The organism is Flavobacterium sp., assembly GCF_036759525.1.
In the GTDB taxonomy this organism is placed as follows: domain Bacteria; phylum Bacteroidota; class Bacteroidia; order Flavobacteriales; family Flavobacteriaceae; genus Flavobacterium.
The window spans coordinates 161596-187457 of the sequence record NZ_DAIOUN010000004.1; the positions used below are offsets into that span (position 1 = coordinate 161596).

Consider the following 25862-nt stretch of genomic DNA (forward strand, 5'->3'; position numbering starts at 1 on the left):
TTATAAAAATTGGTTTATACCTTTTTCAATGAAAGTCAATTTATTTTCCTTGGTTTGACGTTCAATTTCGTGGTTTATTTCGATATGGCTTTTGGATTGTTCTTTGTGGTAAATATGATAAGCTATTCCTGCAAATTTTAGTCGTTTGCCTTTGATTCCTAGATTATGCATACGTTCAATCATTTCGGAGTCATCGATTCCCCAACCAACCAGGCTTTCATTAAAGCCATTTATTTTTATGAAATCTTCTCGCCAAAATGACATATTGCATCCTCTAAGTTTTGAAGATCTCTTTTCTACTATTTTGGCATATTTCATCATAAATGGGATACGAATCGTTCTGCCTCGTTTTTTTATTCCTTTTGAAAAAAGATTAAAATGAATGATTTTTTTTGAAAAGAGCACCTCTAAAATTGATGGTTGAATATTTACCCTAGAGCCAAAAAGATAAAATCCTTTTTGAGCAAATTGTAGATGATCTTCAACAAAATGTTTGTTCATAATAATATCACCATCAATTTCAATAATATAGTCATATTGAGCTTTAGCAATAGCTTTATTCATAATTCTTGGCTTTCTGTTTTTGATATCTTCATGCCAAATATGAATCAATGGAACAGGAAAAATACTTTGATAATGTTCAATTAAATCTTTTGTTTCACTTTTTGAGCCATCATCGGCTATGATTACTTCATTTGGCAAAACCGTTTGATTCATAATGCTCAACAATAATAAGTCTAAGGCTTCTGGCCAATTATATGTAGGCGTAACTAATGTACATTTTGGATTTTCTTTCATGCTTTTAAATAAATGGCAAGTTAGGATAATTTTTTATATTTGTAAAAAATACATTTATGGTTTATGATTGTTTCATTTTTTTCAATGAATTGGATTTGTTGGAAATTAGATTGAATGAATTAGATGGTGTTGTTGATAAATTTGTTTTAGTAGAAGCTGACAGAACTTTTCAAAATACAAAAAAACCATTCATTTTTGAAGAAAATAAAGAACGATTTTCAAAGTATTTGCATAAAATAATACATATAAAACTTACCAAATATCCATTATTTATACCGATTATTAATCCTTTTTCACCATGGAAGATTGAATTTTTTCAACGTGATTCTGTTGTTAAAGGATTAGTTGATTGTAAACCCGACGATATTATTTTGATTTCAGATGTGGATGAGATTCCTAATCCGGAAGTAATTAAAAAACAATTGGAAAAGGGAGTTCATAAAATATATGGATTAAAAATGGACATGTTTATGTATTATCTTAATAACAAACTTGTTTATGACGGAGGTAGCAACATGTCTAAAGAGGAATCAAAAGATGGTATTTGGCACTGTACAGCATTGTTACCGCATAAACTTTTAAAGAAAAAGCCTTATCGAATTAGAAAAACAATCATGCGAACCAAAAGAAAAGGAGAAGTGTATGAAATTATTCCAAATGCCGGGTGGCACTTTACTTATGTTGGCGGAGCAAAAAAAATTGTCGAAAAACTAGAGTCATTTTCGCACACAGAATATAATTTAGATGAATTTAAAGATGTCAATAAAATTAGCGAGTTGATAAAAAAAGGTAAGGATTTATTTGGAAGAGACATGGAATTTGAAGTTGTTGATTTATCGTATAACTTACCCGAATATTTAAAAACATCCGAGGCTCAACAAAAATTTAAAGATTTATTTATCTATTAATAAAATGAAATCATCCTTTTTGATTCAACAAAATGTTGATAAAGAAAAAATTATTAATATTATTGAAAATTTTAATCAGGAAGGGAAACTATTTGATAATAGAAAACGTAATAAGATAAAACTTTTTGAAGTTGATAAAATTACAATCAATGTTAAATCTTTTAAAATTCCAAATCTCATTAACAAAATAGTTTATCGTTTTTTTAGAAAATCTAAAGCGAGACGTTCTTTTGAATTTGCAAATAAATTGTTAGAAAATGGAATTGGCACTCCGCAACCCTTTGCTTTTTTAGAAAATTATGATTGGATAGGTTTGAAAGACAGTTATTATGTGAGTGAACACTTAGATTGTGATTTAACCTACCGTGAGCTAGTTGAAATTCCTGACTATCCCGATCGTGAAAAAATTTTAAGACAATTTACTCAATTTTCCTACCAATTACATCAAAAAGGGATTGAATTTAAAGATCATTCTCCGGGAAATACGTTAATTAAGAAAAATCAAAAAGACGATTATGAATTCTTTCTAGTCGATTTAAATCGGATGGAATTTCATGCTAAAATGGATTTTAATCTTCGTATGAAAAATCTATGCAGACTAACTCCTCACAAAGAAATGGTGGCAATCATGAGTAATGAATATGCTAAAATTTCAGGAGAATCTGAAAATTTAATTTTTGAAACCTTGTGGAAATACACGGCTGATTTTCAGTATAAATATTACAGAAAAAAAAGATTAAAAAAGAAATTCCTTTTTTGGAAATAATATGTCTAAAAAAACCACTAAATTTCCATTCTTTTAAAGAATTGATGAAAGTTTCAATAATTATCACGACATACAATGCCGAGGAATGGTTGCAAAAAGTCTTAACAGGATTTAGCGTTCAGTCTGAAGATGATTTTGAAATTGTGATTGCAGATGATGGCTCTACCTCCAAAACAAAAGATTTGCTTGACACGTTTTCATCAAAATTTAAATACCCGATTATACACGTTTGGCAAGAAGATGACGGTTTTCAAAAATCAAAGATTTTAAATAAAGCCATTCTTAAATCATCTTCAGATTATCTTTTGTTTACCGATGGCGATTGCATACCCAGAAAGGATTTTGTTGAGGTCCATTTAAAAAACAAAGAAGAAGGTTGTTTTTTATCAGGTGGGTATTTTAAACTTCCTATGTCTGTTTCAAAAGCTATTACAGCCGACGATATAGTTAACCAAAACTGTTTTCAAATTTCTTGGCTCAAAAAGCATGGTTTGAAAATGAGTTTTAAAGTTTCTAAACTGACCCAAAATAAGCTTTTTGCCTATTTTATGAATTGGCTTACCCCCACAAAACGCTCTTGGAATGGTCATAATTCTTCTGGTTTTAAAAAAGATATTTTAGCGGTAAACGGATTTAATCATCAAATGAAATATGGCGGTTTAGATAGAGAATTGGGCGAACGACTTTTCAATTTAGGATTGTTGTCTAAACAAATCAGGTACAGTGCCATTTGCTTACATTTAGATCATAAACGAGGTTATTCTTCTCCTGAAATTTGGGAGAAAAACAAGGCTATCAGGGCTTTTAATAAAAAGCATAAAGTGATTAAAGTTGAAGAAGGAATTGATTCGCTTTAAGTTTTTTTGATGCTTAAATCGTTAAAAAAATCATTCAATTTTTCTAAAATTAACTCCAACGGATATTCATCAAAGTACTTAAAAGTGTGTTCTTTTATGTATTTTTCATCATGCTTTTCATAAATTTCCGGTTTCAAATCTTTTAAATGAATGGAAACATTTTCTTTTTCATTTTCAAAAATTTGCCAAGTTTCTTTGTCCACAGAAGGAGAAAATAACGAAAAAGTTGGAACACTCAGTGCTTTTGCCATATTAACTGATCCTCCTTCGTTACCAATGAGAACAGAACAACGGGAAAGCAAAGCTAAAAAAGGTCTAAGTCCTTCACTATATAAATCAAAATGAATATTGTTTTTTGTTTTTTCAGTACAAAAATCATATACTTTTTTTGCTTCTTCCAGCTGAGAGGGAATGTAATTAAAAACAATATTGGCATCTAGTTTTTCAACAGTAAAATCAATCAACTTTGCCATTTTTTCCAGCGGATAGGTTTTGTACCATTCGCTTCCCAGAATACCAAACATAATTAAAGGTTTTTGACTGTAATTGATTCCATGTTTTTGAAGCATTTGTTCTGCCGATTCAATTTCATCATTTCGCAGAAAAATTTTAGGCTTGTAGTCAGTAATCGTTTCAGAGATAAGTGGTTTTAAAAGCAAAAGCCTATTATCAATTGCCAAACCTAATTCAGATTTAGTGCCGTTTTTAAAACGTTTTATGTTATGATTGTAAAAAAAAGAAGAATAAGTTTTTTTGTAGGAAATCGTAACTCTTGCACCTGAAAAAAATGTAATTAAATTGGTTTCCAATTTGCTATAGGCATCTATAACCACGTCATATTTTTTCTTACGAATATCTACAATGAATTTAAATAATTTTGGATACGATTTTCTTACTGTATTTGTTAAAATTATAATTTCATTAATCGAGGGATTTTCTAATAAAACATCAACACAATTTGGATAACACATGTAGTCAATTTTAGCTTCTGGGTATTTGATTTTCAGATTATTACAAAGTATAGTGCTGGTTAAAACATCACCAATTCTTTTTTGTTGAATTACTAAAATTTTCATATTAACCTTGGTTTTATAAGGATGCTAAAATACAAACTATTTGTAGATGGTTTTCCTTGATATATGCTTTTTGATTAAAATTATACTAAAAGTTATACTTTTGTTTTGAATTTAAAGAATGAAAGAAAATGGCAATAAGTGGTTTGGTTATAACATTTAATGAGGAAAAAATGATTGGTAAGTGCATTGATGCTTTGTTTAAAGTATGTGATGAAGTTATTATTGTTGATTCGTTAAGTAAAGACAGAACAGTAGAAATTGCTAAAGAAAAAGGAGCAATTGTTATTTCACAGCCTTTTTTAGGAGATGGTCCACAAAGGTCATATGGTTTGCCCTATTGCAAAAATGATTGGATTTTGAATTTGGATGCCGATGAGTTTTTGGACAAAGATGCTGAGGAATTTATTTTAAATGAAAAATACTTAATTGGCAATTATGATGCATTTAGTTTTAGAGTGAGAAATTATTTAGCAGATAAATTGATTGATTTTGCAGGTTGGTATCCCGACCATAAAGTAAGGTTTTTTAACAAGAACACTGCTAAACCCTCAGATTCAAAAGTACATCAAAAAATAATAACCCAAAACGAAAAAAAAGTTCCGGTTCACATACTTCATTATGGTTGGGCTTCCTTAGATCAAATCATAGCAAAGAAAAATCAATATTCAACTTGGCATGCTCAACAACTTTTTGACCAAGGAAAAAGAATTAATGCATTTAAACCAATTCTAAATGGTTCAGTTGCTTTTTTAAGATGTTATTTTCTAAAGAAAGGGTTTCTAAATGGTATAGATGGTTTAACCATTTCTTTAATTCAAGGTTTTTTTTCTTATGCCAAGTATGCCAAGTTGATAAAGTTGCAAAAAAACTAAACCGCCACATTATATTCTCTCAACGCATCGTTAAGCGACGTTTTCAAATCGGTCGAAGGTTTTCGCTGACCAATAATCAATGCACAAGGCACTTGAAATTCACCAGCCGGAAATTTTTTGGTATAGCTTCCCGGAATCACCACAGATCGAGCAGGTACATAACCTTTATATTCTACCGGATTATCGCCGGTAACGTCAATAATTTTGGTTGAACCGGTCAAAACCACATTGGCACCTAAAACGGCCTCTTTTTCAACACGAACGCCCTCCACTACAATGCATCTCGAACCAATAAAAGCACCATCTTCAATGATAACCGGTGCGGCTTGTAGCGGTTCTAGAACGCCACCAATACCAACTCCGCCACTCAAGTGAACGTCTTTTCCAATTTGAGCACAGCTACCCACAGTTGCCCAAGTATCTACCATTGTACCTTCATCCACGTATGCCCCGATATTTACATAACTGGGCATCATAATCACACCTTTGGATACATACGCACCATAACGTGCCACAGCAGGTGGGACTACGCGTACTCCTTTTTCGGCATAGTTGCGTTTCAATTCCATTTTGTCGTGGTATTCAAAAATACCGGCTTCCCAGGTTTCCATTTTTTGGATAGGGAAATACATGACTACGGCTTTTTTTACCCATTCGTTTACTTGCCAACCATCAGTTGTGGGTTCGGCTACACGAAGTTTTCCGTTATCTAATAATTCAATAACTTCTCTAATGGCAGCAGTAGTAGTTTCTTCTTGTAATAAAGCTCTGTTTTCCCAAGCTTTTTCTATGATAGGTTGTAAATTGTTCATTTTATAAAATTTTGACAAAGATAAAATCTTTTCGTGATACATTTTGGTTTGATTTTTGTAAACTTAACACAGATAAATAACAAAATGAACTAAATTTGTATTGAACCTATTGATATTTAGTATGAAAACGAAAAACACATCTCTATTCTTATTCGCTCTTTTGATAATGAGTTGTACTCAAAAAGTAAAAGAAGAAAGAAGCGAGGAAATCGTTGCAGATTCTACTGAGGTTGTTGTAAATAATGAGCACAACGCCAAGAACTCTTTAGATTATATTGGGATGTATCAAGGTGTTGTACCTTGTGCAGATTGTGAAGGAATTGAAACTTTACTTACATTGGAAGATGAAACCAACTACGTTTTAAAAACCAATTATTTAGGGAAAAAGAAAAATTCAACTAATGAAGTTCGGGGTGTTTATTCTTGGAATGAAGCCGGAAACACAATTATTTTATCTAATATCGAGAAAGCTCCCAATCAGTATTTTGTGGGAGAAAATTATCTAAAACAATTGGATATGGAGGGAAATACAATTGAAGGTGAATTGGCTGAGAAATATGTGTTGCAAAAGAAATCTGTAGTTGATGAATTGCCTCCTCCGCCAGCTCCATCAGCTTCAAATTTTAATGATGTTAAAAAGCAAATTTCATCAGAGGAGAAAAAATCAATCATCTCAACCAAATGGCGTTTAGTTGAAATATACGGAAAAAAAATTGAAGCTTCCACCGATAAATCTAAAAAAGAAATGTTTATTCAATTAAATAAAGACAATCGTTTTACTGCATTTGCCGGTTGCAATAACATGATGGGAAGTTATGAAATTAAAGAAGATGCCATGAGAATCAAATTCACCAAAGGAGCTTCTACTATGATGGCGTGCCCGGATATGACCACCGAACAAGAATTTGCCGCAATGCTCGAAAAAGTGGATAATTACAGTATTAACGGAAATAATTTGTCATTCAATAGAGCCAGAATGGCACCTTTGGCGAAGTTTGAAGCAATTAAATAATGATGTATATTTGTAAAAAGTATTTGTTATGGAAACCATTAGAATCGATTGTGAACCAAACATCAAGTCAAAAATTGTAGAGTTTTTGAATAATTTTTCTTCAAACGATTATAAAATAATTAAAGAAGATGCATCATTTATGAACGATAAGAAAAAACTTGAGGCCACTTTAGAAAAAATGGCAAATGGAACTGCCGAGTTTTATTCACTTGATGAACTTGATCATTATTTAGAAAAAACGATTTCTAAATATGAAGATAAGAATTGAAAAAGATTTTTTATTGGCATTAAACGAACAGGTTGAATATATTGCAAAAGATAAACCTAAAGCAGCCAGGAAGTTTAAATCTGATTTGATTAAAAATCTCAGTAAAGATTTAAAAAGTCCATTTCATTTTAAAAAATCCATATATTTTGATAATGAGAATATCAGGGATTATGTATTCAAAGGTTATGTTTGCGTTTATTTCATTGATACAAAAAACAAAATAGTTACCATTTTTGGTTTCATTAAGTACAAAGAATCTTTATAAAATGCCCAGAATCCTCGCCATAGATTACGGAATCAAACGAACCGGAATTGCCGTGACCGATGAACTGCAAATCATTGCTTCAGGGTTAACAACCATTCCTTCTGATACAATTATTCCTTTTTTGAAAGATTATTTTTCAAAGGAAAATGTTTCTACCGTTTTAATTGGCGAACCCAAACAAATGAACGGATTACCATCAGAAAGTGCTCCCATCATCGAAAAATTTGTAGAAACATTTTCGGTTGAATTTCCACAAATGAAAGTTATTCGAGTCGATGAACGGTTTACTTCCAAAATGGCTTTTCAAACCATGATTGATAGCGGTTTACGCAAAAAGCAACGTCAAAATAAAGGTTTAGTAGATGAAATTGCAGCTACTATTTTACTGCAAGATTTCTTAACTCGTAAAATGATTTAAACCAAAATAGGCAAAAAGATTAACGAATTTTCAGAATTCTTTTTATTACTTTTGCCACCTTAAAAGAGCAAATGTAGCTCACAAATAATACGCATTATAAAATGATTTTACCAATAGTAGGTTACGGAGATCCGGTTTTACGCAAAGTAGGTCAAGATATTGCTGCAGATTATCCAAATCTTTCGGATTTGATTGCCAATATGTATGAAACCATGTATAATGCCTATGGCGTTGGTTTAGCTGCTCCCCAAATTGGTTTGGCCATTCGTTTGTTTATTGTAGATACAGAGCCTTTTAGCGAAAGCGATGATTTGAAACCGGAAGAAAAAGAACAATTGAAAGGTTTTAAAAAGACGTTTATTAATGCTAAAATTCTAAAAGAAGAAGGAAACGAATGGGGTTTTAATGAAGGTTGTTTGAGCATTCCGGATGTTCGCGAAGATGTATATCGAAAAGAGCGAATTACGATTGACTATTTTGATGAAAACTTCACCAAGCACACTGAAGTATATGATGGGTTGATTGCCAGAGTAATTCAGCACGAATACGATCATATTGAAGGCGTTTTATTTACCGATAAAATTTCAACATTAAAAAAGACATTGATTAAAAAAAGACTTCAAAATATAATGGATGGCAAAATTAGAGCTGATTACAAAATGAAGTTTTTCAATAAAAAAGGAAGATAAATACCTTAAACTTTCCCATCTCCTTAGGAGAGGGGTTAGGGGTGAGGTTTTAAAAGTTTAATATATTACACAATATGAGTTTACAGAAAATATTAGCCATTTCGGGAAAACCGGGATTATTTGAATTGAAATTACAAACCCGTACCGGTTTTGTTGCCGAAAGTTTATTAGACGGAAAAAAAATAACAGTTGGAATGCGTAGCAATGTGAGTTTGCTATCCGAAATTGCGGTCTATACGTATAATGAAGAAATAAAATTAGCCGAAGTATTCAAAGCCATTGCTGCAAAAGAAAACGAAGGTGCTTCTATTTCACACAAAGAAGATAACGCGGTATTGTTGTCTTATTTCAGAGAAGTTATGCCCGAATTTGATGAAGATAGAGTTTATCCCTCTGATATTAAAAAAATAATCAATTGGTACAATATGTTACAACCTAAAGGGTATGTAACACTTGAAGCGTTATCTCAAGAAGAAAAAGAAGAAACAGCCGAATAAATTTTGATAATGAAATCCTGCAATGAGCAGGATTTTTTATTTTTACACAAATCAATATATAATGCATACAAGAGAACAACAATTAGCCGCTTTTGGTCGCCTACTCGATATCATGGACGATTTATGAGAAAAATGTCCGTGGGATAAAAAGCAAACCTTAGAAAGTTTACGCCATCTTACTATCGAAGAAACTTACGAATTAGGCGATGCTATTTTGGATAACGATTTACAAGAAATAAAAAAGGAGTTGGGCGATTTGTTGTTGCATATAGTGTTTTATGCCAAAATAGGTAGCGAAACGAACCATTTTGATATTGCTGATGTAGCCAATAGTATTTGCGATAAATTGATTGATCGCCATCCGCATATTTACGGCGATGTGGTGGTGGCCAATGAAGAAGAAGTGAAACAAAATTGGGAAAAACTAAAACTGAAAGAAGGCAAAAAATCGGTTTTAGAAGGAGTTCCCAAAAGTTTACCGGCTTTGGTAAAAGCAAGCCGTATTCAAGACAAAGTAAAAGGAGTTGGTTTTGATTGGGAAGAACCACATCAAGTTTGGGATAAAGTGCAAGAAGAATTAAACGAATTACAAATAGAAGTCAAGGCCGGAAATACCGATAAAATTGAAGCTGAATTTGGCGATGTTTTGTTTTCGATGATTAATTATGCACGGTTTTTAAAAATCAATCCAGAGGATGCTTTGGAGCGAACAAACAAAAAATTTATGAAACGCTTTATGTATCTCGAAAGTAAAGCAGGTGAACTTGGTAAACCGCTTTCTGAAATGACATTGGCCGAGATGGATGTGTTTTGGGAAGAAGCAAAAAAAAGGTAAATAAAAAGAGGGTTGTTTGAACAACCCTCTTTTCTATTCTGCCATTCTCTTTAATTTGTTTTTATCGGTAATACTGATTTTTTTTCCATTTAAATCAATCCAGCCGTTTTTGTTGAATTCAGATAATAAACGAATGCAACTTTCGGTAGCGGTACCAATCATCCCAGCCAATTCTTCACGTGAAAGTTGAATGTGCAACGAGCCATCATCATTTTTACCAAAAGTATCTTCCAAATAAATTAGAGTTTCGGCCAATCGTTCTTTAACTGTTTTTTGAGCCATGGAAACCATGTGGTCGTCAGATTCTTTTAAATCGCCACAAATGGTCTTCATAACATTCATTGAAAACTGATTGTTGTTGTTGAAAAAGCCCAAAACCTCAGATTTAGGTATGAAACAAACTTCCATATCTTCCAAAGCAACTGCACTTAAATTGGCAGGCTCATCACTAATCATAGAACGTTGTCCTAACAATTCTCCCGGTTTAACCAATTTTACAATTTGATCTTTACCGTTTGCACTCAATTTAGATAGTTTACAAATACCATCTTTTACACAATATATACCATTAACCGATTCACCTTCTTCAAAAATAGGTTCACCTTTTTTTATGGTATAAGAGGTTTTGCAATTTGCCATTTTTAACAATTCCTCTTTATTTAGGGCTTTTAGTGAACTAAATTCCCTAACGATACATTGTTCACACTTGCTCATTAGTGTTTGTTTTTTTATTGGTATTTACAAAGATAATTAAAGTATGACAAATATCATATTTTAATTTTCATCCTTTTGCAACCTTTGTTACAGGTAAAATGAGCAAATTATGAACACTGGAAATTGTTTCCATTGTGGCATTGAAATCACGAAAAATGAGGAGATAATTTTTGATGAAAAAGCATTTTGTTGTAACGGTTGTAAAACCGTTTATGAAATCTTTAGTCAAAACGATTTAACTTGTTATTATGATTTTCAGTCGGCACCCGGTGCTACACCACAAGATATTAAAGGTAAATATGATTTTTTAGACAATGAAGACATTGCTACAAAACTTTTGGAATTCCAAGAAAACACAACACATGTTGTTTCACTCTACATACCTCATGTTCACTGTAGTTCGTGTGTTTGGATTCTGGAAAATCTACAAAAACTTCAATCAGGAATACTAACATCGCAGGTTAATTTTCCGGAAAAAAAAGTCAGAATATCATTCAACCCTCAAATTACAACTCTTAAACGGATTGTAGAGTTATTAGCATCCATAGGTTACGAACCCTATATTAGTTTGGAGAATTTTGATTCCGGGAAAAAAGAAATAGACCGTAGTTTAATTTATAAAATTGGAGTAGCTTTTTTTTGTTTTGGAAACATTATGCTGCTTTCATTTCCCGAATATTTTGAAGTTGAAGAATATTGGATAAATGAATACCGTGGATTTTTTAGATGGTTGATTTTCGGGATTTCTTTGCCTGCTTTTATTTATTCTGCCAGCGGGTATTACGTTTCGGCTTATAAAAGTATTAAATCCGGTTTTTTTAATATTGATATTCCTATTGCACTGGGTATTGTAGTTATGTTTATTCGCAGTACAGTAGATATTATCTTTGATTACGGTCAAGGCTTTTTTGATAGCATGACCGGACTCATTTTCTTTATGCTGTTAGGGAAGTTGTTTCAGCAAAAAACTTACGCATTTCTCTCGTTTGAAAGGGATTATAAATCCTATTTTCCTATTGCAATTACCAAAGTTTTAGCCGATGGTTCGGAAACTTCTGTACAAGTGTATGATATTCAAAAAGGAGACCGACTTATAATACGAAATCAAGAATTAATTCCGGTTGATGGGATTTTAATTTCCGATAAAGCAGCCATTGATTACAGTTTTGTAACTGGTGAAGCCGTTGCCATAGAAAAAAAATCAGGCGATAAAATTTTTGCCGGAGGCAAACAATTAGGTAAAGTTATTGAAATGGAAGTGCTTTACTCCGTTTCTCAAAGTTATCTCACTCAATTATGGAGTAACGATGTATTTCAGAAAAAAGTGGCTATCAAACACAAAACGGTTACCGATAAAATCAGTCGATACTTTACACCCGCTTTATTAGCTCTTGCTCTTGTTTCATTTTTGTATTGGATTTTTATAGATACCAATACGGCATTTAATGTGTTAACTGCTATACTCATAGTGGCTTGTCCTTGTGCATTGGCATTAACGGCTCCTTTTACGTTGGGAAATGTATTGCGAATTTTGGGCAAAAGAAATCTGTATCTAAAAAATGCCACAGTAATAGAGCAATTGGCACAAGTTGATACTATTGTTTTTGATAAAACCGGTACCATTACTACAAATAGAAAAACAGCTATTACATATGAAGGAGCACCTTTAAGTATTTTCGATTTAAAACTTCTTAGTAATGCTTTAAGAGGTTCTAATCATCCCTTAAGTAGACGGTTATATGAATTTATACCCACGCAAATTAAAGTAAACCCAACCCATTTTGAAGAGATAATAGGGAAAGGGATTTATGCAGAAATTGAAGGGAATACTATCAAATTAGGATCTTCTCAATTCTTAAAAACCCTAACAGAAAATACCCATAGGAAAACCAAAGTACACGTTGAAATTAATGGAGTTTACAAAGGGAGCTATGTGTTTAATAATCAATACCGAGTAGGATTAGAGTCGTTGTTCTTGCAATTGTCAAAAAAATACCAACTGGTAATTTTATCCGGTGATAATGATGGAGAACGAAAGATTTTAGAAAAAATGCTTCCCGTTTCTACAGTTTTGGTATTCAATCAAAAACCCGTACAAAAATTACAGTACATCGAAGATCTTCAAAAACAAGGTAAAAATGTGATGATGATTGGCGATGGTTTAAATGATTCCGGTGCTTTGGCTCAAAGTAACATTGGACTTTCCATATCCGAAAATGTAAATGTTTTTTCTCCTGCTTGTGATGGGATTTTAGATGCTACTCAGTTTCACAACATAAATTTCTTTATGCAGTATTCCAAAAAGGCAATGCAAACTATATATATGAGTTTCGGACTTTCAATTCTGTATAATATAGTAGGGTTAAGTTATGCCGTATCGGGTAATTTATCCCCACTTGTTGCAGCTATTATAATGCCATTAAGCACCGTATCTATTGTAAGCTTTGTTACGATAATGACCAACTTTTATGCGAGAAATTACAACGCAATAAAAGAAAAAAATGAGGCATGATAAATATCATATTTTATAAAATCGAGTAAGGCTAATTTTGTTAACATAAATTTAAGGTATGAGTGTTATTTATATTCTAATTACGATAAGCATAATTGTGGCTGTATTTTTTCTCTTTGCCTTCTTAAGAGCAGTAAGAAATGGCCAATATGATGACGACTACACGCCATCTGTGCGCATGCTTTTTGATGATGAACTCAAAATCAAATCAAACAATAAACCAATACAAACAATTAAAGAAAAACAAGTATAATTATGGAGATGCAACAATTTTATTACGACAACAAAATTGTAAAGAAATTCCTCTACGCCTGTATCGTTTTTGGTGTGGTAGGGATGTTAGTAGGCCTTATTTTGGCTATCCTGTTTTTATTTCCCAATCTAACGGATGGAGTATCATTCTTAAGTTTTGGTAGATTAAGACCTTTACACACCAATGCAGTAATTTTTGCTTTCGTTGGAAATGCCATTTTTGCAGGAGTCTATTACTCTATGCAAAGATTGTTAAAGACAAGAATGTACAGCGACTTACTCAGTAACATCAACTTTTGGGGTTGGCAATTAATTATTGTTGCCGCTGCTGTAACTTTACCTTTGGGTATTACAACTTCAAAAGAGTATGCCGAATTGGAATGGCCAATCGATATTGCCATTGCTTTAATTTGGGTAGTATTTGGTATCAATATGATTATGACTATTCTAAAACGTAGAGAGCGACATATTTATGTTGCAATTTGGTTTTACATAGCCACATTTGTTACGGTTGCCATTCTTCATATTTTCAATAGTTTAGAACTTCCTGTTTCTGCTTTAAAAAGTTATTCAGTATATGCAGGCGTACAAGATGCTTTAGTACAATGGTGGTATGGGCACAATGCGGTGGCGTTTTTCTTAACTACGCCGTTTTTAGGTTTGATGTACTATTTTGTGCCTAAAGTAGCGAATCGTCCGGTGTATTCGTATCGTTTATCTATTATCCACTTTTGGTCGTTGATTTTTATATACATTTGGGCAGGACCTCATCACTTATTGTATACCGCTTTACCGGATTGGGCTCAAAATTTAGGCGTTGTTTTCTCTGTAATGCTAATTGCTCCATCTTGGGGGGGTATGATTAATGGATTACTCACTTTAAGAGGGGTTTGGGATAAAGTTAGAACCGATGCCGTTTTAAAATTTTTCGTGGTTGGTATTACCGGTTATGGTATGGCAACCTTTGAAGGTCCAATGCTTTCGCTTAAAAACGTTAACGCTATTGCACACTTTACCGATTGGATTATAGCCCACGTTCACGTAGGAGCCTTAGCTTGGAACGGATTTATGACGTTTGGTATGATTTATTGGTTGATTCCTCGTATGACTAAAACCAAATTGTTCTCCGAAAAATTAGCTAATTTCCATTTTTGGATAGGAACTTTGGGTATTATTTTATACGCTCTTCCGCTATATGTTGCCGGTTTTACACAAGCTTCTATGTGGAAACAATTCAACCCAGACGGGACATTAGTATACGGTAATTTCTTAGAAACTGTAACACAAATTATGCCCATGTATTGGATGCGTGCCATAGGTGGTACATTATATGTTGTGGGATTATTGGTTTTAGTATACAATGTAATTCGCACAGTTGCCGCAGGATCAAAAGTAGAAGATGAATTGGCCGAAGCTCCAGCTTTGGCAGTAATTTCTCCAAAACGATTAAAAGGTGAAAAATGGCATTCTTGGTTAGAACGCAAACCGATTCAATTTACCATTCTTTCATTGGTTGCCATTCTCATTGGAGGTATTATTCAAATTATACCTACTATCGTAGTGAAATCGAATATTCCTACTATTGCTTCAGTAAAACCGTATACACCTTTAGAATTGCAAGGACGCGATTTGTACATCCGCGAAGGTTGTGTGGGATGTCACTCGCAAATGATTCGTCCGTTCCGTTCGGAAGTAGTTCGCTATGGCGATTACTCAAAAGCGGGTGAATATGTTTACGATCATCCTTTCTTATGGGGTTCAAAACGTACCGGTCCTGATTTACATCGTTTGGGTGCTAAATACAATGACAATTGGCATTTTAATCACATGTGGGATCCTCAAAGTACCTCACCGGGTTCTATAATGCCGGGATACAAATGGTTGTATGACAATAAAGCTATGGATCACAGTCTTATTGAGAAAAAAATGGAGGTAATGGTAACCCTTGGGGTTCCATATTCTGATGAAGATATTAAAAATGCACGACTTTCAATTGAAAAACAATCGGCTGAAATTGAAAAGAACCTTCATTCAGATCCTGATTTTGTAAAATCGTATGAAGAAAGTAAAAAGAACGCTGCCACTCGGGGTGATGCATTCGTTCCTATGAAAGATAGAGAAATTACTGCATTGATTGCCTACTTGCAACGTTTAGGTACCGATATTAAAGTTAAAGAAACCGCTCAAAATAAATAGTCATGCTCAAGTTTATCAAACATCATATGGATACCATTTCCGGAATAGAAATCTATCCTATAATTTCCCTGAGTATTTTCTTTCTTTTTTTTGCCTTGCTTTTGGTGTGGGTGTTCACTTACAGTAAAGATAAGATCAAAGAGTTGAGCGATATTCCTTTACAAGAAGACTAATAGTAACTTTATACGTTTTAAAAAATGAAAAAAATAATTCCATCATATGTTAGAGTTCCGTTGCTTTTTGCCATCGTATTGGGTGCAATGGAATATTTTATAGATTCAGGAGATAAGCCGGCTTTTGTAGAGTATCCTATGGTTGCTCTGTTTCTGGGTGTTTTCCTATTTCTATTAATTGCCATCGAAATTGTGGTTAGTGCAGTAGATAAAGTAACCTATCATTTACTCACAGAAGAACAAAAAAAGCAATTGGAGGAAGCCCAATCTATCCCGTTTACCGAAAGTAAATTTTACCAAGGGATAATGAAAAAACTTACCCGTTCTAAAGAAATTCACGAAGAACAAGATGTATTGTTAGATCATGATTACGATGGGATTAAAGAATTGGATAATGTTCTTCCACCTTGGTGGGTGAAATTATTCTATATTACAATTCTATTTGCTTTTGTTTATTTGGTTCGCTTTCACATTGTTAATGATTATACACAAGAGGAAGAATTTGAAACCGAAATGGAAATTGCCAGAGCTGAAATTGAAAAATACAAACTCACAGCTCCCGATTTAATGGATAAAGATAAAGTTACATTATTAACAGATGCTACAGCATTAGCCGAAGGCAAAGCCATATACGATGCCAAGTGTGTTGCTTGTCACAAACCCGATGGAGGTGGATCTATTGGTCCCAATTTAACCGATGCTCATTGGGTTTTGGGTGGCGGAATTAAAAACGTTTTCAACACCATTATGGAAGGAGGACGAGAAGGAAAAGGAATGATTTCTTGGAAAGCCGAAATTAAGCCTTCAGATATACAAAAAGTTGCCAGTTACATATTGTCTTTGCAAGGTACAAACCCCAAAGATGCTAAAGCCCCAGAAGGAGATATTTGGATAGATGAAAATGCTCCTAAAACTGAAACCGCAATCGATTCTATTGCACCTGTAAATTAAATATATTAAATTCCAAATCCCGCATTGCGGGATTTGGTTACTTTTAAAAGCCATGTCAAAAGTTAAAGACGAAAGTTTTAGAGATACTATTGGTACCATCAATCAAGAGGGTAAGAGAGCGTGGATTTTTCCCAAAAAACCCAAAGGCTTTTACTACGATAAACGGAAATTACTTAGTTATTTCTTACTTCTTTTTTTACTCACTGCTCCCTTTATTAAAATAAATGGACATCAGTTTTTAATGTTTAATGTACTAGAAAGAAGATTTAATATTTTTAGTTTTCCATTTTGGCCTCAAGACTTTCATTTATTTGTAATTTCAATGATAATTGGAGTTGTCGGATTGGCCTTGTTTACAGTAGCTTTTGGACGTATTTTTTGCGGCTGGTTTTGTCCGCAAACTATTTTTATGGAAATGGTTTTTCGTCGAATTGAGTATTGGATTGATGGAGATAGAGGGGCTCAAATTCGTTTGGCAAAACAAGAATGGAATGCCGAAAAAATAAGAAAAAGACTCACGAAATGGTTTGTGTTTTTCTTGTTTTCTTTCCTCATAGCCAATGTCTTTCTGGCCTATTTGGTAAGTAGTGACCGACTCTTGTTGATGATAAAAGAAGGACCGGCATTACACACAAGTACCTTAATAGCTTTATTGATTTTTACTGCGGTCTTTTATTTTGTATTTGCTTGGTTTAGAGAACAAGTATGTATTATTGCTTGTCCTTATGGGCGTATGCAAGGGGTTTTGTTGGACAATAAATCTATAAATGTGGCCTACGATTATGTAAGAGGGGAAAAAGAATTGGGTAGAGCTAAGTTTAATAAACAAGAAGATAGAGCAACCTCAGGGAAAGGAGATTGTATTGATTGCAAACAATGTGTACACGTTTGTCCCACCGGAATAGATATTCGAAACGGAACTCAGCTGGAATGTATCAATTGTACAGCTTGTATAGATGAATGTGATACTATTATGGAAAGTGTAGGTTTACCCAAAGGTCTTATTCGTTATGCCAGTGAGGATGAAATTGTAAAAAAAGAAAAATTTGTTTTCACAACCCGAATGAAAGGGTATGCTGCAGTGCTCCTCATTTTAATTGGAGTTTTAATTGGAATGCTTTTCTTGCGAAATGATGTAGAAGCTACAGTTTTGAGACTTCCCGGACAATTGTTTCAACATAAAGGAGAAAATATTAGTAATGTTTATACCTATAAAGTAGTTAATAAAACAACCAAAAAATTTGAAAATGTAACATTCAAATTAATTGAGCCTAAAGGCGAAATTATAGTAGTAGGAAAATCTAAACTTACCGTAAAACCAGATAGTATTGCAAAAGGCACTCTATTTATCGAAATAAATCCGGCTTATCTGGAAGGAGATAAAATTAAATTAAAAATTGAAGTTTATGATGGTGACAATCTAATTGAAACCACTACGACCAACTTCATGGGACCAAGAAGTTTTAATTAATCAATTGTAGCGGACAGTAAAACGTTGCATTAAAAAAGAAATAAAAATTATGAAAATAAACTGGGGAACTGCTATTGTAATTGCATTCGGATTGTTTATCGGATTTATTTTGTACTTCGTGTTTAAAGTACAATCCGATTCTACTTATGATCACGAATTGGTTGTTGAAGAATATTACAAACAAGAACTCGTGTTTGAAAAACAAATGGAGAAGGAACAAAATGCTCTCAATTTAAAAGATGATATCACTATTGAAGCCTTCTCAGAAGGACTAAAAATACATTTTCCGGATTCTATGAATTATACCGAAATAAATGGAAAAGTGTCCCTGTACAGACCGTCTAACCAAAAACTGGATTTTGAAGTTCCGATTTCCTTGTCCGGTTCACATTTGCTCATACCTAAAAGTAACTTGGTGGGCGGTCGTTGGGACATTTCTATAGATTGGACGTATCAAGGCAAAGAATTTTTAACAAAGAAAACCATTTATTTATAAAAGGGTATAGGGTATAGGTAATGGGGAATTGGTCAATTTTATCTATAACCTCATACCTATATCCCATTACCAATCACTTATCAATATCATGCTCTACACGGCTGTCATATTCGGATTAATCAGTAGTTTCCACTGCATTGGAATGTGTGGCCCTATTGCTATGATGATTCCGGTAGACCGCAATAATGCAGCCAATAGAGTTTTTCAAATTTTCCTGTATCATTTAGGTAGATTGACGGCCTATGCCCTTTTAGGTTTATTTTTTGGAATGTTGGGCAGAGGTTTATTCTTAGCCGGATTTCAACAGCAATTATCCATAGTAGTAGGTGTTTTGATGATCTTGTTTGTCTTAATTCCTGAACGAAAATTGGCTCAGTACAATTTTTCAAAACCCATTTATAGAGTTATTTCCAAAGTAAAATCCCATTTGGGGGCTCAATTCAAAAGAAAAACGTTCGATGCTTTATTTACTATGGGTTTACTTAATGGTTTTTTACCTTGCGGAATGGTGTATGCCGCACTTTTCGGTGCCATTGCCATGCAAAATGAGTGGATGGGTGCAACTTATATGGCATTATTTGGTGTAGGAACAATACCTATGATGAGTGCCGTGGTGCTCATTGCTAATTGTATTACTGTTCCTGTTCGCACAAAAATTCAAAAAATGATTCCTATCATGGTATTCATCATTGGTGGCTTATTTATAGTAAGAGGTTTGGGCTTAGATATTCCTTATCTTTCTCCCAAAACCACAAGTCTTATTGTTCAAGCTCAACCCAATTGTCATCAATAATTATCTCTCGTAAATTACTTTTTCTTCCAATTGCGAAATCACTCCATTCAATGTTTGAAATTTGGTTTTAAGCGTTTCTCTTTGCGTGAGCCTTTGAATGTAAACTACAAAATGAAGATGAGGTCCGTTAGACCATCCTACATTTCCACTTTTAGCCAAAGGTTGTCCCATCGTTACTTTGTCGCCTTTTTTTACCAATGCCCCATTTTGTTTAATGTGTGTGTATTCGGCAAAAGTGCCATCCGAATGTTGTATGGTAATATAATTATTAAATTCGGCACACGATTTTACAGCACACGTTTTAAAATGTTTTTGAGTTACAGCTACTACGGTTCCACCACGTGCTGCAGTTATGAGCGTGCCAACGGGCATAGTAAAATCTAGGGCATTTTGATTTTGATGCGAAAAGCTTCCGTTGTATCCTTGTCCAATTTTGTATTTTTCACCAGCCTGAAATGGGAGTTGGTATACAAACGTATCGTCATAAGTTTCCAAATAATGATTTCCCCAATTCATAAGTGTAGTATAGGAGAATTTATACATCATTTTGGGATTAACCACAGTCAAAGCAGCTATTTTGTTTTTGAGTGATTGAGGGGGTAGTACTATAATTTTTTTGGGGCCAATATCCGAATTTAAATTTACCAGAGTGAAATTCAATTCAATTGAAACTTCACACAATTCGGCATTATCACCATAAACCATATATCCATTTTCTGTTTTTTCATAATATACTTTGGCATCAATTTGTCCAAATACATTTCCTATAATTCCAATGAATATTGCAAGTACATATTTTTTCATGTGGGTTCCATTTTTTACAAATATCAGTAAAATCCGGATAAATTTTTCCGGGCTAAGTTTTTTTTATGAAATTACCATTTGAACTGACTTATATCATATTATTTTTCTATTTATTATCAGAACTTTAAGGTGTAATTTTAAATTTTTAGTATATGTTACAATTTGATATAAATCATGTAAAAAATGTGGTATTGCTTGGACACACGGGTAGTGGTAAAACCACACTTGCCGAATCTATGTTGTTTGAATCAGGTATAATCAACCGAAGAGGTTCGGTAGAAGACCAAAATACTATTGCCGATTATACTGATATTGAACATGAAAAAGGAAAAACGCTTTTTTCGAAATTGGTGAATTCCAAATGGAAAGGATTTAAAATAAATATTCTCGATACTCCCGGTTATGACGATTTATCTTCAGAAATTATTGCTTCAATGCGGGTTTCAGAATGTGGTGTGATGCTTCTCAATGCCAGAATGGGAGTAGAAGTAGGAACTGATATTATCTGGCAATATACCAATGAATTCAAACTTCCTGTCATTTTTGCGGTAAATCAACTCGATCATGAACAAGCCGATTTTGATAAGACCGTAGCCGAAGCCAAAACTCATTTTGGAAACCAATTGGTTATTGTTCAGTATCCGGTTAATCAAGGTCCCAATTTTAATGCAGTTGTTGATGTTCTGAATATGGTAATGTATCAATATCCATCCGATGGTGGAAAACCTGAAAAACTACCCATTCCGGATGCAGAGAAAGCAAAAGCCAAACAGTTGCATCAAGAATTGATTGAAACTATAGCCGCAAACGATGAACAGTTAATGGAAAACTATTTTGAAAAAGGAGAATTAAACGAAGACGAAATGAAATTGGGCTTACACCATTCCTTAATCAAACATGAAATTTTTCCGGTTTTCTGTATTTCCGCTAAACTGAATATGGGAGGGGGAAGATTAATGGGATTTATTGATAATGTATGTCCTTCTGCATATGAAATGCCCCCACAATTAACCATTGACAACCGCGAAATTCCATGCGATGACAAAGGAAAAACAGCTATTTTTATTTACAAAACCGTTTCCGAACCGCATGTGGGCGAGTTGAGTTTCTTTAAAGTGCTTTCCGGAACGGTAAAAGTAGGTGATGAACTAACCAATGAAGAAACCGGACAAGTGGAAAAAATGATGCAATTGTTTGAAATGGAAGGCAACAAACGAATGGCTGTAGATGAATTAACCGCCGGAGATATTGGAGCAACCTTAAAGTTAAAAAATACGCATACTAACAATACGTTGCACGAAAAAGGTTTTCCAATTGCCATTCAACCAATTCAATTTCCTATTCCAACTTTCGCAATAGCTGTAGAAGGGACCAAAAAAGGTGAAGAAGAAAAACTTTCAACGGCATTGCATCAATTGGTAGAAGAAGATCCAAGTATTATCGTTGAGGTATCTGCCGAATTGAAACAAACTATTATTCATTGCCAAGGCGAATTACACCTGGCGGTTATCAAATGGAAATTAGAAAATACGCATAAATTATCGGTTGAATTTAAAAAACCAAAAGTAGCCTATCGGGAAACTATTCAAACCGAAGCAGAAACCACGTATCGTCATAAAAAACAATCGGGTGGAGCAGGGCAGTTTGGTGAAATTTCAATGAAAATATTCCCAATTACAGCAGATAGTGAAGAGCCAAAAGGCTATCCTATTCGGGGTAAAGAAGAAATTGATTTACCTTGGGGAGGAAAATTAATCTATTACAATTGCATTGTAGGTGGAGCCATTGATGCCCGTTTTCATCCGTCTATTTTAAAAGGGGTGATGGAAAAAATGCAAGAAGGACCACTCACCGGTTCCCACGTTCAAGATGTTGGAGTTTTGGTATATGATGGCAAAATGCATGCGGTTGACAGCAACGATTTGTCGTTCAAAATTGCCGGAATGATGGCGTTTAAAGAAAACTTTATCAATGCCAATCCCCAATTATTAGAACCGATTTATGACGTAACTATCATTACTCCGGATGATATAACCGGTTCGGTAATGAGTACCATTCAATCGCATCGTTCTATGGTAGAAGGTATGGATGCCGAAGGCCATTTTACTAAAATTAAGGCCTTAGTTCCAATTGCAGAAATGCATGATTTTATGGGAGCTGTTCGTTCGTTATCACAAGGTAGAGCCAAATTGAGTTTGAAATTTTCGCATTACGAGAAAGTACCCTTTGAGATTCAACAAGAAGTAATTCAATCCTTTAAAGGAGATTTAGTTGAAGTGTAAAATCATTATGCATATTTAAATTTAAAGCCCGATTAGCGTCGGGCTTTTTTAATAAAAGATTTTAAAATCATTTAGTTTTGATTCGTTTGGGAATTTTTGTAATGTTTCTTCTAAATGTGTTTTTCCTTCTTGACAAAAAAGGTTATCATATCTATACAAATAGCTATAGGCTAAACATATTCTATAATGAGTTGAAAAATTATTTGTGTCGAGTTCTAAGGCTTTTTTATATTGAAAAAGAGCGTTTTCAAATTTCCCTTGGTTTAACCATTCATCGCCATCTTCTATGTAAAAGATGAATTTTTTACTGATTGAATCTTGAAACGACTCTCTTTTTTCATTGGGTTGATTATATACTATGGATTTATTATTTCCAAAAAGATAATACGTAAAACCAATAGCCGGTATAGAAATAAGGAGAAATAGTAAGATACTTAAACGAAATGAAGCTTTTTTTTCATTGCTCAGTTTTATTCTAATTTCTTTTAATAATTCTGGAGAAGCTTATTTATAATCGATAAATTCTTCTGGGTCTTTGTCTTGAAATGAACCTATATACTCCTTCTTAGATGAGAACCTAGATTTTCTTTTACCGATTAATGCTCTATTATTTTTCATAATAGTATTCATCGATTGTACACTACCAAATCTACCCATGATAAAAAGAGTTTATAAGGGTTTTACGCTAAAAAGGGAATTTTAGTTACAAAGAGGTCAGAAAACGTATCATACCGTCATTGAAAATAAGGCTGTTTCCGGTTGATTACGTGTCATTCTCAAATCAAAAGCCATACAAATATTACGTACAAAAGGTTTTCCTTTCTCTGTAACGGTTAAAGTATTCTCTGTAATTTGAACCAATCCATCTTTTTTCATCTCTTCCAAACGTTCAATAACATGGGGAATTTCAGAAAAATACGTTCCGTAATCTGTCCACGAGGTATGAAAATGGCACATTAAATTCAGTATGTGTTTCCGTATTACAATGTCTTCGGCATTTAAAATATGCCCCCGAAATACAGGTAAGTCATTTTGGGCCAAAGCATCATAATAATCTTCTAAGGTTTTTACATTTTGGGCAAAACTATACCAACTATCACTAATGGATGAAACCCCCAAACCAATCATTACTTGAGTTTTGGATGAAGTATATCCCATGAAGTTGCGGTGTAATTTTCCGTTTTTAAACGATTGATACAAACTGTCGCTTCCTAATGCAAAATGATCCATTCCTATTTCATGATATCCGTTTTCAGACAGTCGTTTTTTACCCAATTCATAAAGTAATCTTTTTTCTTCATCTTGCGGCAAATCGTCATCTTTAAACCCTCGCTGTCCGTTTCCTTTTATCCAAGGCACATGTGCATAACTGTAAAAGGCCAAACGATCGGGTTGTAGGGAATTGGTTTTATCTATTGTATCTATAACATCATGCAGTCTTTGAAAGGGTAATCCAAAAATTAAATCGTGCCCAATAGAAGTATATCCAATTTCACGAGCCCAAAAGGTAACTTTGGCAACATTGTGAAAAGGCTGAATACGATGTATCGCTTTTTGAACGGTATCTGAATAATCTTGAACTCCAAAACTCACTCTGCGAAATCCTAAATCGTAAAGTTTTTGCAAATGGGCTCTAGTGGTATTGTTGGGATGTCCCTCAAAACTAAATTCATGTTCCGGATGCTTTATTGCATTTTCAAAAAGACCGTTAATCAAACGTTCTAAATTTTTGGGTGAAAAAAAGGTTGGGGTGCCGCCTCCTAAATGGATTTCTTTAATTATGGGTTTTTTGGGTAAGAGTTCACAGTACAATTGCCATTCTTTTAAAACCGCATCTATATAGGGATGTTCTACATCATGTCGTTTGGTAATGCGTTTGTTACACCCGCAAAAGGTGCATAAACTTTCACAAAAGGGTAAATGAATGTACAAACTAATGCCTTCAGAAGCATTGCTTTCTGTAAAGGACCTAACCAATGTTTCTTTCCATAGGGAAGTAGTAAAACTTCCTTCATCCCAATAAGGAACAGTAGGATAACTGGTGTAACGGGGTCCCGGGACATTATATTTTTGTATCAAAGACATAAAGTTAGATTGTGTTTTTACTTTTATTGCATATCAAAGGTAAGGGCGTTTGTACGATAAAAAAATGATAATTGTCATACGAAAAAGAGACCGTGTTAGGGTCTCTTTTTTTTAGGTTATAGATTGTTGAATGATAGCCAACCATTTTTCGGCCAATTGATTGTCTCTGTAATAGGTTATTTGTATAGGACGCTCGTATTCAAAGTTATAAAACAGCAAACGTTCCTTTTTTTCTGTTCCTTTTTTTTCCAGAAGAATTTCAACTTGAGTTGTAATTTCGTTACGATCTTTCACTTGTGAGGGTTCCGATTTTCGAATAATTGAGGCTTTATCAAAGGCATTCAAATCTACAGCAGTAACGGTTTCCGGTTTCGTGTTTTGATCTATCAAAACCAGTATTTTTTGATTGGGATCAAATGCTACAATTTTATTGTTAATTGCATCTCTTTCTGTGAAAGATTTTGATGACCCGTTTCCGTGCGAGTGAAGTATTTGATTAATTCTTTTGCCGCTATTGTTCTGATTTTTTAATAATAGTGCTATAGGTAATACAATAATTAGGATTAGAAATAACCCTATAATATTTGTGGATGTTTCCATTTTTATAAGTTTTAGTAATTATTCATTTCGTTGTCAATCAAAATTGACGAATGGATTTAACGAAAATGGATTTACCAATAAAAATGATACGGAAAAAGTAAAACCGAGACTTTTAGACATCGGTCTATATCTTGAGTTGAAAAAGGGTTACTTTCAAAAATAAGGGATATCACTCCAAACGTAAATTGGTAGATAGGCTGACTCAAGCAAGGGTTTGTAGAAAAATGGTTTTTAAAAGCAACTGATAGCTGAGGTTCACTAACACGATTGGTAGTGGCAACTTGCTTTTGAACTTCTGTGGTTTCTACAGTTTCGGTAGCATGAAAGAAAATTTGGGTTGGAAAAGAGATAGTCTTGGCATTCCAAAAGAAAGCCATAAACAATAGTAAAAGTCCCAAACTGTTTTTCAACCATTTCATGGGGTAAAGGTAGAATTTATTTAAATCCAAAGTGTTAGAAT

At 33.6% G+C, this 25862-nt stretch carries 28 protein-coding genes and 1 pseudogene; 20 read left to right on the forward strand and 9 right to left on the reverse strand.

The genetic code is table 11. The annotated features are described in order from the left end of the window. On the reverse strand, positions 1 to 798 hold the full coding sequence (locus V7M80_RS05340; protein ID WP_333694576.1) for a glycosyltransferase family 2 protein: 798 nt from the start codon (positions 796 to 798) through the stop codon (positions 1 to 3). Between the two features lie 56 nt (positions 799 to 854). On the opposite strand from V7M80_RS05340, the gene V7M80_RS05345 reads away from it, so the two are divergent. From V7M80_RS05345 to V7M80_RS05355, 3 genes are read left to right on the forward strand one after another with little or no spacing between them, the layout of a single operon-like run. Continuing rightward, positions 855 to 1706 carry a hypothetical protein gene (locus tag V7M80_RS05345; RefSeq protein ID WP_333694577.1) on the forward strand — a complete coding sequence of 284 codons (852 nt, stop codon included), beginning with the start codon at positions 855 to 857 and terminating at the stop codon, positions 1704 to 1706. A gap of 4 nt (positions 1707 to 1710) precedes the next feature. Next, positions 1711 to 2472 (forward strand): lipopolysaccharide kinase InaA family protein, encoded by a 762-nt coding sequence (locus V7M80_RS05350; RefSeq protein WP_333694579.1) that lies wholly within the window; start codon positions 1711 to 1713, stop codon positions 2470 to 2472. Between the two features lie 44 nt (positions 2473 to 2516). Next, the gene (locus V7M80_RS05355; protein WP_333694580.1) at positions 2517 to 3329 is read left to right on the forward strand and encodes a glycosyltransferase family 2 protein; all 813 of its coding nucleotides are present in this window, start codon (positions 2517 to 2519) and stop codon (positions 3327 to 3329) included. On the opposite strand, the gene V7M80_RS05360 is transcribed toward V7M80_RS05355, so the two are convergent. After that, positions 3326 to 4405: a glycosyltransferase family 9 protein gene (locus V7M80_RS05360; RefSeq protein WP_333694582.1), complete on the reverse strand. Its 1080-nt coding sequence runs from the start codon at positions 4403 to 4405 to the stop codon at positions 3326 to 3328. The genes V7M80_RS05355 and V7M80_RS05360 overlap by 4 nt on opposite strands. A gap of 128 nt (positions 4406 to 4533) precedes the next feature. On the opposite strand from V7M80_RS05360, the gene V7M80_RS05365 reads away from it, so the two are divergent. Further along, positions 4534 to 5277 carry a glycosyltransferase family 2 protein gene (locus tag V7M80_RS05365; protein ID WP_333694583.1) on the forward strand — a complete coding sequence of 248 codons (744 nt, stop codon included), beginning with the start codon at positions 4534 to 4536 and terminating at the stop codon, positions 5275 to 5277. Here the strand turns inward: V7M80_RS05365 and V7M80_RS05370 are convergent. Continuing rightward, entirely contained in the window at positions 5274 to 6089 is an 816-nt protein-coding gene (locus tag V7M80_RS05370) for a 2,3,4,5-tetrahydropyridine-2,6-dicarboxylate N-succinyltransferase (RefSeq protein ID WP_333694585.1), read from the reverse strand. The genes V7M80_RS05365 and V7M80_RS05370 overlap by 4 nt on opposite strands. A 121-nt stretch (positions 6090 to 6210) precedes the next feature. On the opposite strand from V7M80_RS05370, the gene V7M80_RS05375 reads away from it, so the two are divergent. From V7M80_RS05375 to mazG, 7 genes and pseudogenes are all read left to right on the forward strand, one after another. After that, positions 6211 to 7101 carry a copper resistance protein NlpE N-terminal domain-containing protein gene (locus V7M80_RS05375; RefSeq protein ID WP_333694586.1) on the forward strand — a complete coding sequence of 297 codons (891 nt, stop codon included), beginning with the start codon at positions 6211 to 6213 and terminating at the stop codon, positions 7099 to 7101. A 28-nt stretch (positions 7102 to 7129) separates the two neighbouring features. Then, positions 7130 to 7369, forward strand: a complete 240-nt coding sequence (locus tag V7M80_RS05380; protein ID WP_333694587.1) for a hypothetical protein — start codon at positions 7130 to 7132, stop codon at positions 7367 to 7369. Beyond that, on the forward strand, positions 7353 to 7634 hold the full coding sequence (locus tag V7M80_RS05385; protein WP_333694589.1) for a type II toxin-antitoxin system RelE/ParE family toxin: 282 nt from the start codon (positions 7353 to 7355) through the stop codon (positions 7632 to 7634). The genes V7M80_RS05380 and V7M80_RS05385 overlap by 17 nt, the downstream gene beginning before the upstream one ends. A gap of 1 nt (position 7635) precedes the next feature. Continuing rightward, positions 7636 to 8052 (forward strand): Holliday junction resolvase RuvX, encoded by a 417-nt coding sequence (gene ruvX / locus V7M80_RS05390; protein ID WP_026710439.1) that lies wholly within the window; start codon positions 7636 to 7638, stop codon positions 8050 to 8052. A gap of 101 nt (positions 8053 to 8153) precedes the next feature. Next, positions 8154 to 8741, forward strand: a complete 588-nt coding sequence (gene def / locus V7M80_RS05395) for a peptide deformylase (RefSeq protein WP_333694591.1) — start codon at positions 8154 to 8156, stop codon at positions 8739 to 8741. A gap of 74 nt (positions 8742 to 8815) precedes the next feature. Beyond that, positions 8816 to 9238, forward strand: coding sequence for a DUF5606 family protein (locus V7M80_RS05400; protein ID WP_333694593.1), 423 nt, complete (start codon positions 8816 to 8818; stop codon positions 9236 to 9238). A 61-nt stretch (positions 9239 to 9299) separates the two neighbouring features. Then, positions 9300 to 10073 (forward strand): annotated as a pseudogene (gene mazG / locus V7M80_RS05405) (nucleoside triphosphate pyrophosphohydrolase). 33 nt (positions 10074 to 10106) lie between these two features. Here mazG and V7M80_RS05410 read toward each other — a convergent pair. Then, positions 10107 to 10787: a Crp/Fnr family transcriptional regulator gene (locus tag V7M80_RS05410; protein WP_333694595.1), complete on the reverse strand. Its 681-nt coding sequence runs from the start codon at positions 10785 to 10787 to the stop codon at positions 10107 to 10109. A 109-nt stretch (positions 10788 to 10896) separates the two neighbouring features. On the opposite strand from V7M80_RS05410, the gene V7M80_RS05415 reads away from it, so the two are divergent. The 8 genes from V7M80_RS05415 (at position 10897) to V7M80_RS05450 (ending at position 19631) form a co-directional block, all read left to right on the forward strand. Further along, the gene (locus tag V7M80_RS05415) at positions 10897 to 13299 is read left to right on the forward strand and encodes a heavy metal translocating P-type ATPase (RefSeq protein WP_333694596.1); all 2403 of its coding nucleotides are present in this window, start codon (positions 10897 to 10899) and stop codon (positions 13297 to 13299) included. Positions 13300 to 13357: 58 nt separating this feature from the next. Continuing rightward, positions 13358 to 13552 carry a cbb3-type cytochrome oxidase assembly protein CcoS gene (ccoS, locus tag V7M80_RS05420; RefSeq protein WP_333694599.1) on the forward strand — a complete coding sequence of 65 codons (195 nt, stop codon included), beginning with the start codon at positions 13358 to 13360 and terminating at the stop codon, positions 13550 to 13552. A 2-nt stretch (positions 13553 to 13554) separates the two neighbouring features. Beyond that, positions 13555 to 15747, forward strand: a complete 2193-nt coding sequence (gene ccoN, locus V7M80_RS05425) for a cytochrome-c oxidase, cbb3-type subunit I (protein ID WP_333694601.1) — start codon at positions 13555 to 13557, stop codon at positions 15745 to 15747. Positions 15748 to 15749: 2 nt separating this feature from the next. Continuing rightward, entirely contained in the window at positions 15750 to 15920 is a 171-nt protein-coding gene (locus V7M80_RS05430; RefSeq protein ID WP_333694602.1) for a CcoQ/FixQ family Cbb3-type cytochrome c oxidase assembly chaperone, read from the forward strand. Between the two features lie 24 nt (positions 15921 to 15944). Next, a complete protein-coding gene (locus tag V7M80_RS05435; protein WP_333694603.1) occupies positions 15945 to 16871 on the forward strand; it encodes a cbb3-type cytochrome c oxidase N-terminal domain-containing protein in 927 nt (308 codons plus the stop codon). A 52-nt stretch (positions 16872 to 16923) separates the two neighbouring features. After that, a complete protein-coding gene (gene ccoG, locus V7M80_RS05440) occupies positions 16924 to 18342 on the forward strand; it encodes a cytochrome c oxidase accessory protein CcoG (protein ID WP_333694605.1) in 1419 nt (472 codons plus the stop codon). 49 nt (positions 18343 to 18391) lie between these two features. Beyond that, the gene (locus tag V7M80_RS05445; RefSeq protein ID WP_333694606.1) at positions 18392 to 18838 is read left to right on the forward strand and encodes a FixH family protein; all 447 of its coding nucleotides are present in this window, start codon (positions 18392 to 18394) and stop codon (positions 18836 to 18838) included. Positions 18839 to 18926: 88 nt separating this feature from the next. Continuing rightward, on the forward strand, positions 18927 to 19631 hold the full coding sequence (locus tag V7M80_RS05450) for a sulfite exporter TauE/SafE family protein (RefSeq protein ID WP_333694607.1): 705 nt from the start codon (positions 18927 to 18929) through the stop codon (positions 19629 to 19631). Here the strand turns inward: V7M80_RS05450 and V7M80_RS05455 are convergent, their stop codons facing one another. Continuing rightward, positions 19632 to 20435 (reverse strand): M23 family metallopeptidase, encoded by an 804-nt coding sequence (locus tag V7M80_RS05455; protein WP_333694608.1) that lies wholly within the window; start codon positions 20433 to 20435, stop codon positions 19632 to 19634. A 152-nt stretch (positions 20436 to 20587) separates the two neighbouring features. Between V7M80_RS05455 and V7M80_RS05460 the strand changes: the two genes are divergently transcribed. Further along, positions 20588 to 22717 (forward strand): elongation factor G, encoded by a 2130-nt coding sequence (locus V7M80_RS05460; RefSeq protein ID WP_333694609.1) that lies wholly within the window; start codon positions 20588 to 20590, stop codon positions 22715 to 22717. Between the two features lie 48 nt (positions 22718 to 22765). Here the strand turns inward: V7M80_RS05460 and V7M80_RS13160 are convergent, their stop codons facing one another. The 4 genes from V7M80_RS13160 to V7M80_RS05475 form a co-directional block, all read right to left on the reverse strand. Beyond that, complete coding sequence (locus tag V7M80_RS13160; protein WP_442902341.1) at positions 22766 to 23197, reverse strand: tetratricopeptide repeat protein; 432 nt, start codon at positions 23195 to 23197, stop codon at positions 22766 to 22768. 246 nt (positions 23198 to 23443) lie between these two features. Further along, positions 23444 to 24802 carry an oxygen-independent coproporphyrinogen III oxidase gene (gene hemN / locus V7M80_RS05465; protein ID WP_333694610.1) on the reverse strand — a complete coding sequence of 453 codons (1359 nt, stop codon included), beginning with the start codon at positions 24800 to 24802 and terminating at the stop codon, positions 23444 to 23446. A 111-nt stretch (positions 24803 to 24913) separates the two neighbouring features. Further along, a complete protein-coding gene (locus tag V7M80_RS05470; RefSeq protein WP_333694611.1) occupies positions 24914 to 25402 on the reverse strand; it encodes a hypothetical protein in 489 nt (162 codons plus the stop codon). A gap of 71 nt (positions 25403 to 25473) precedes the next feature. Continuing rightward, a complete protein-coding gene (locus tag V7M80_RS05475; protein WP_333694612.1) occupies positions 25474 to 25821 on the reverse strand; it encodes a hypothetical protein in 348 nt (115 codons plus the stop codon). Positions 25822 to 25862 lie beyond the last annotated feature (41 nt).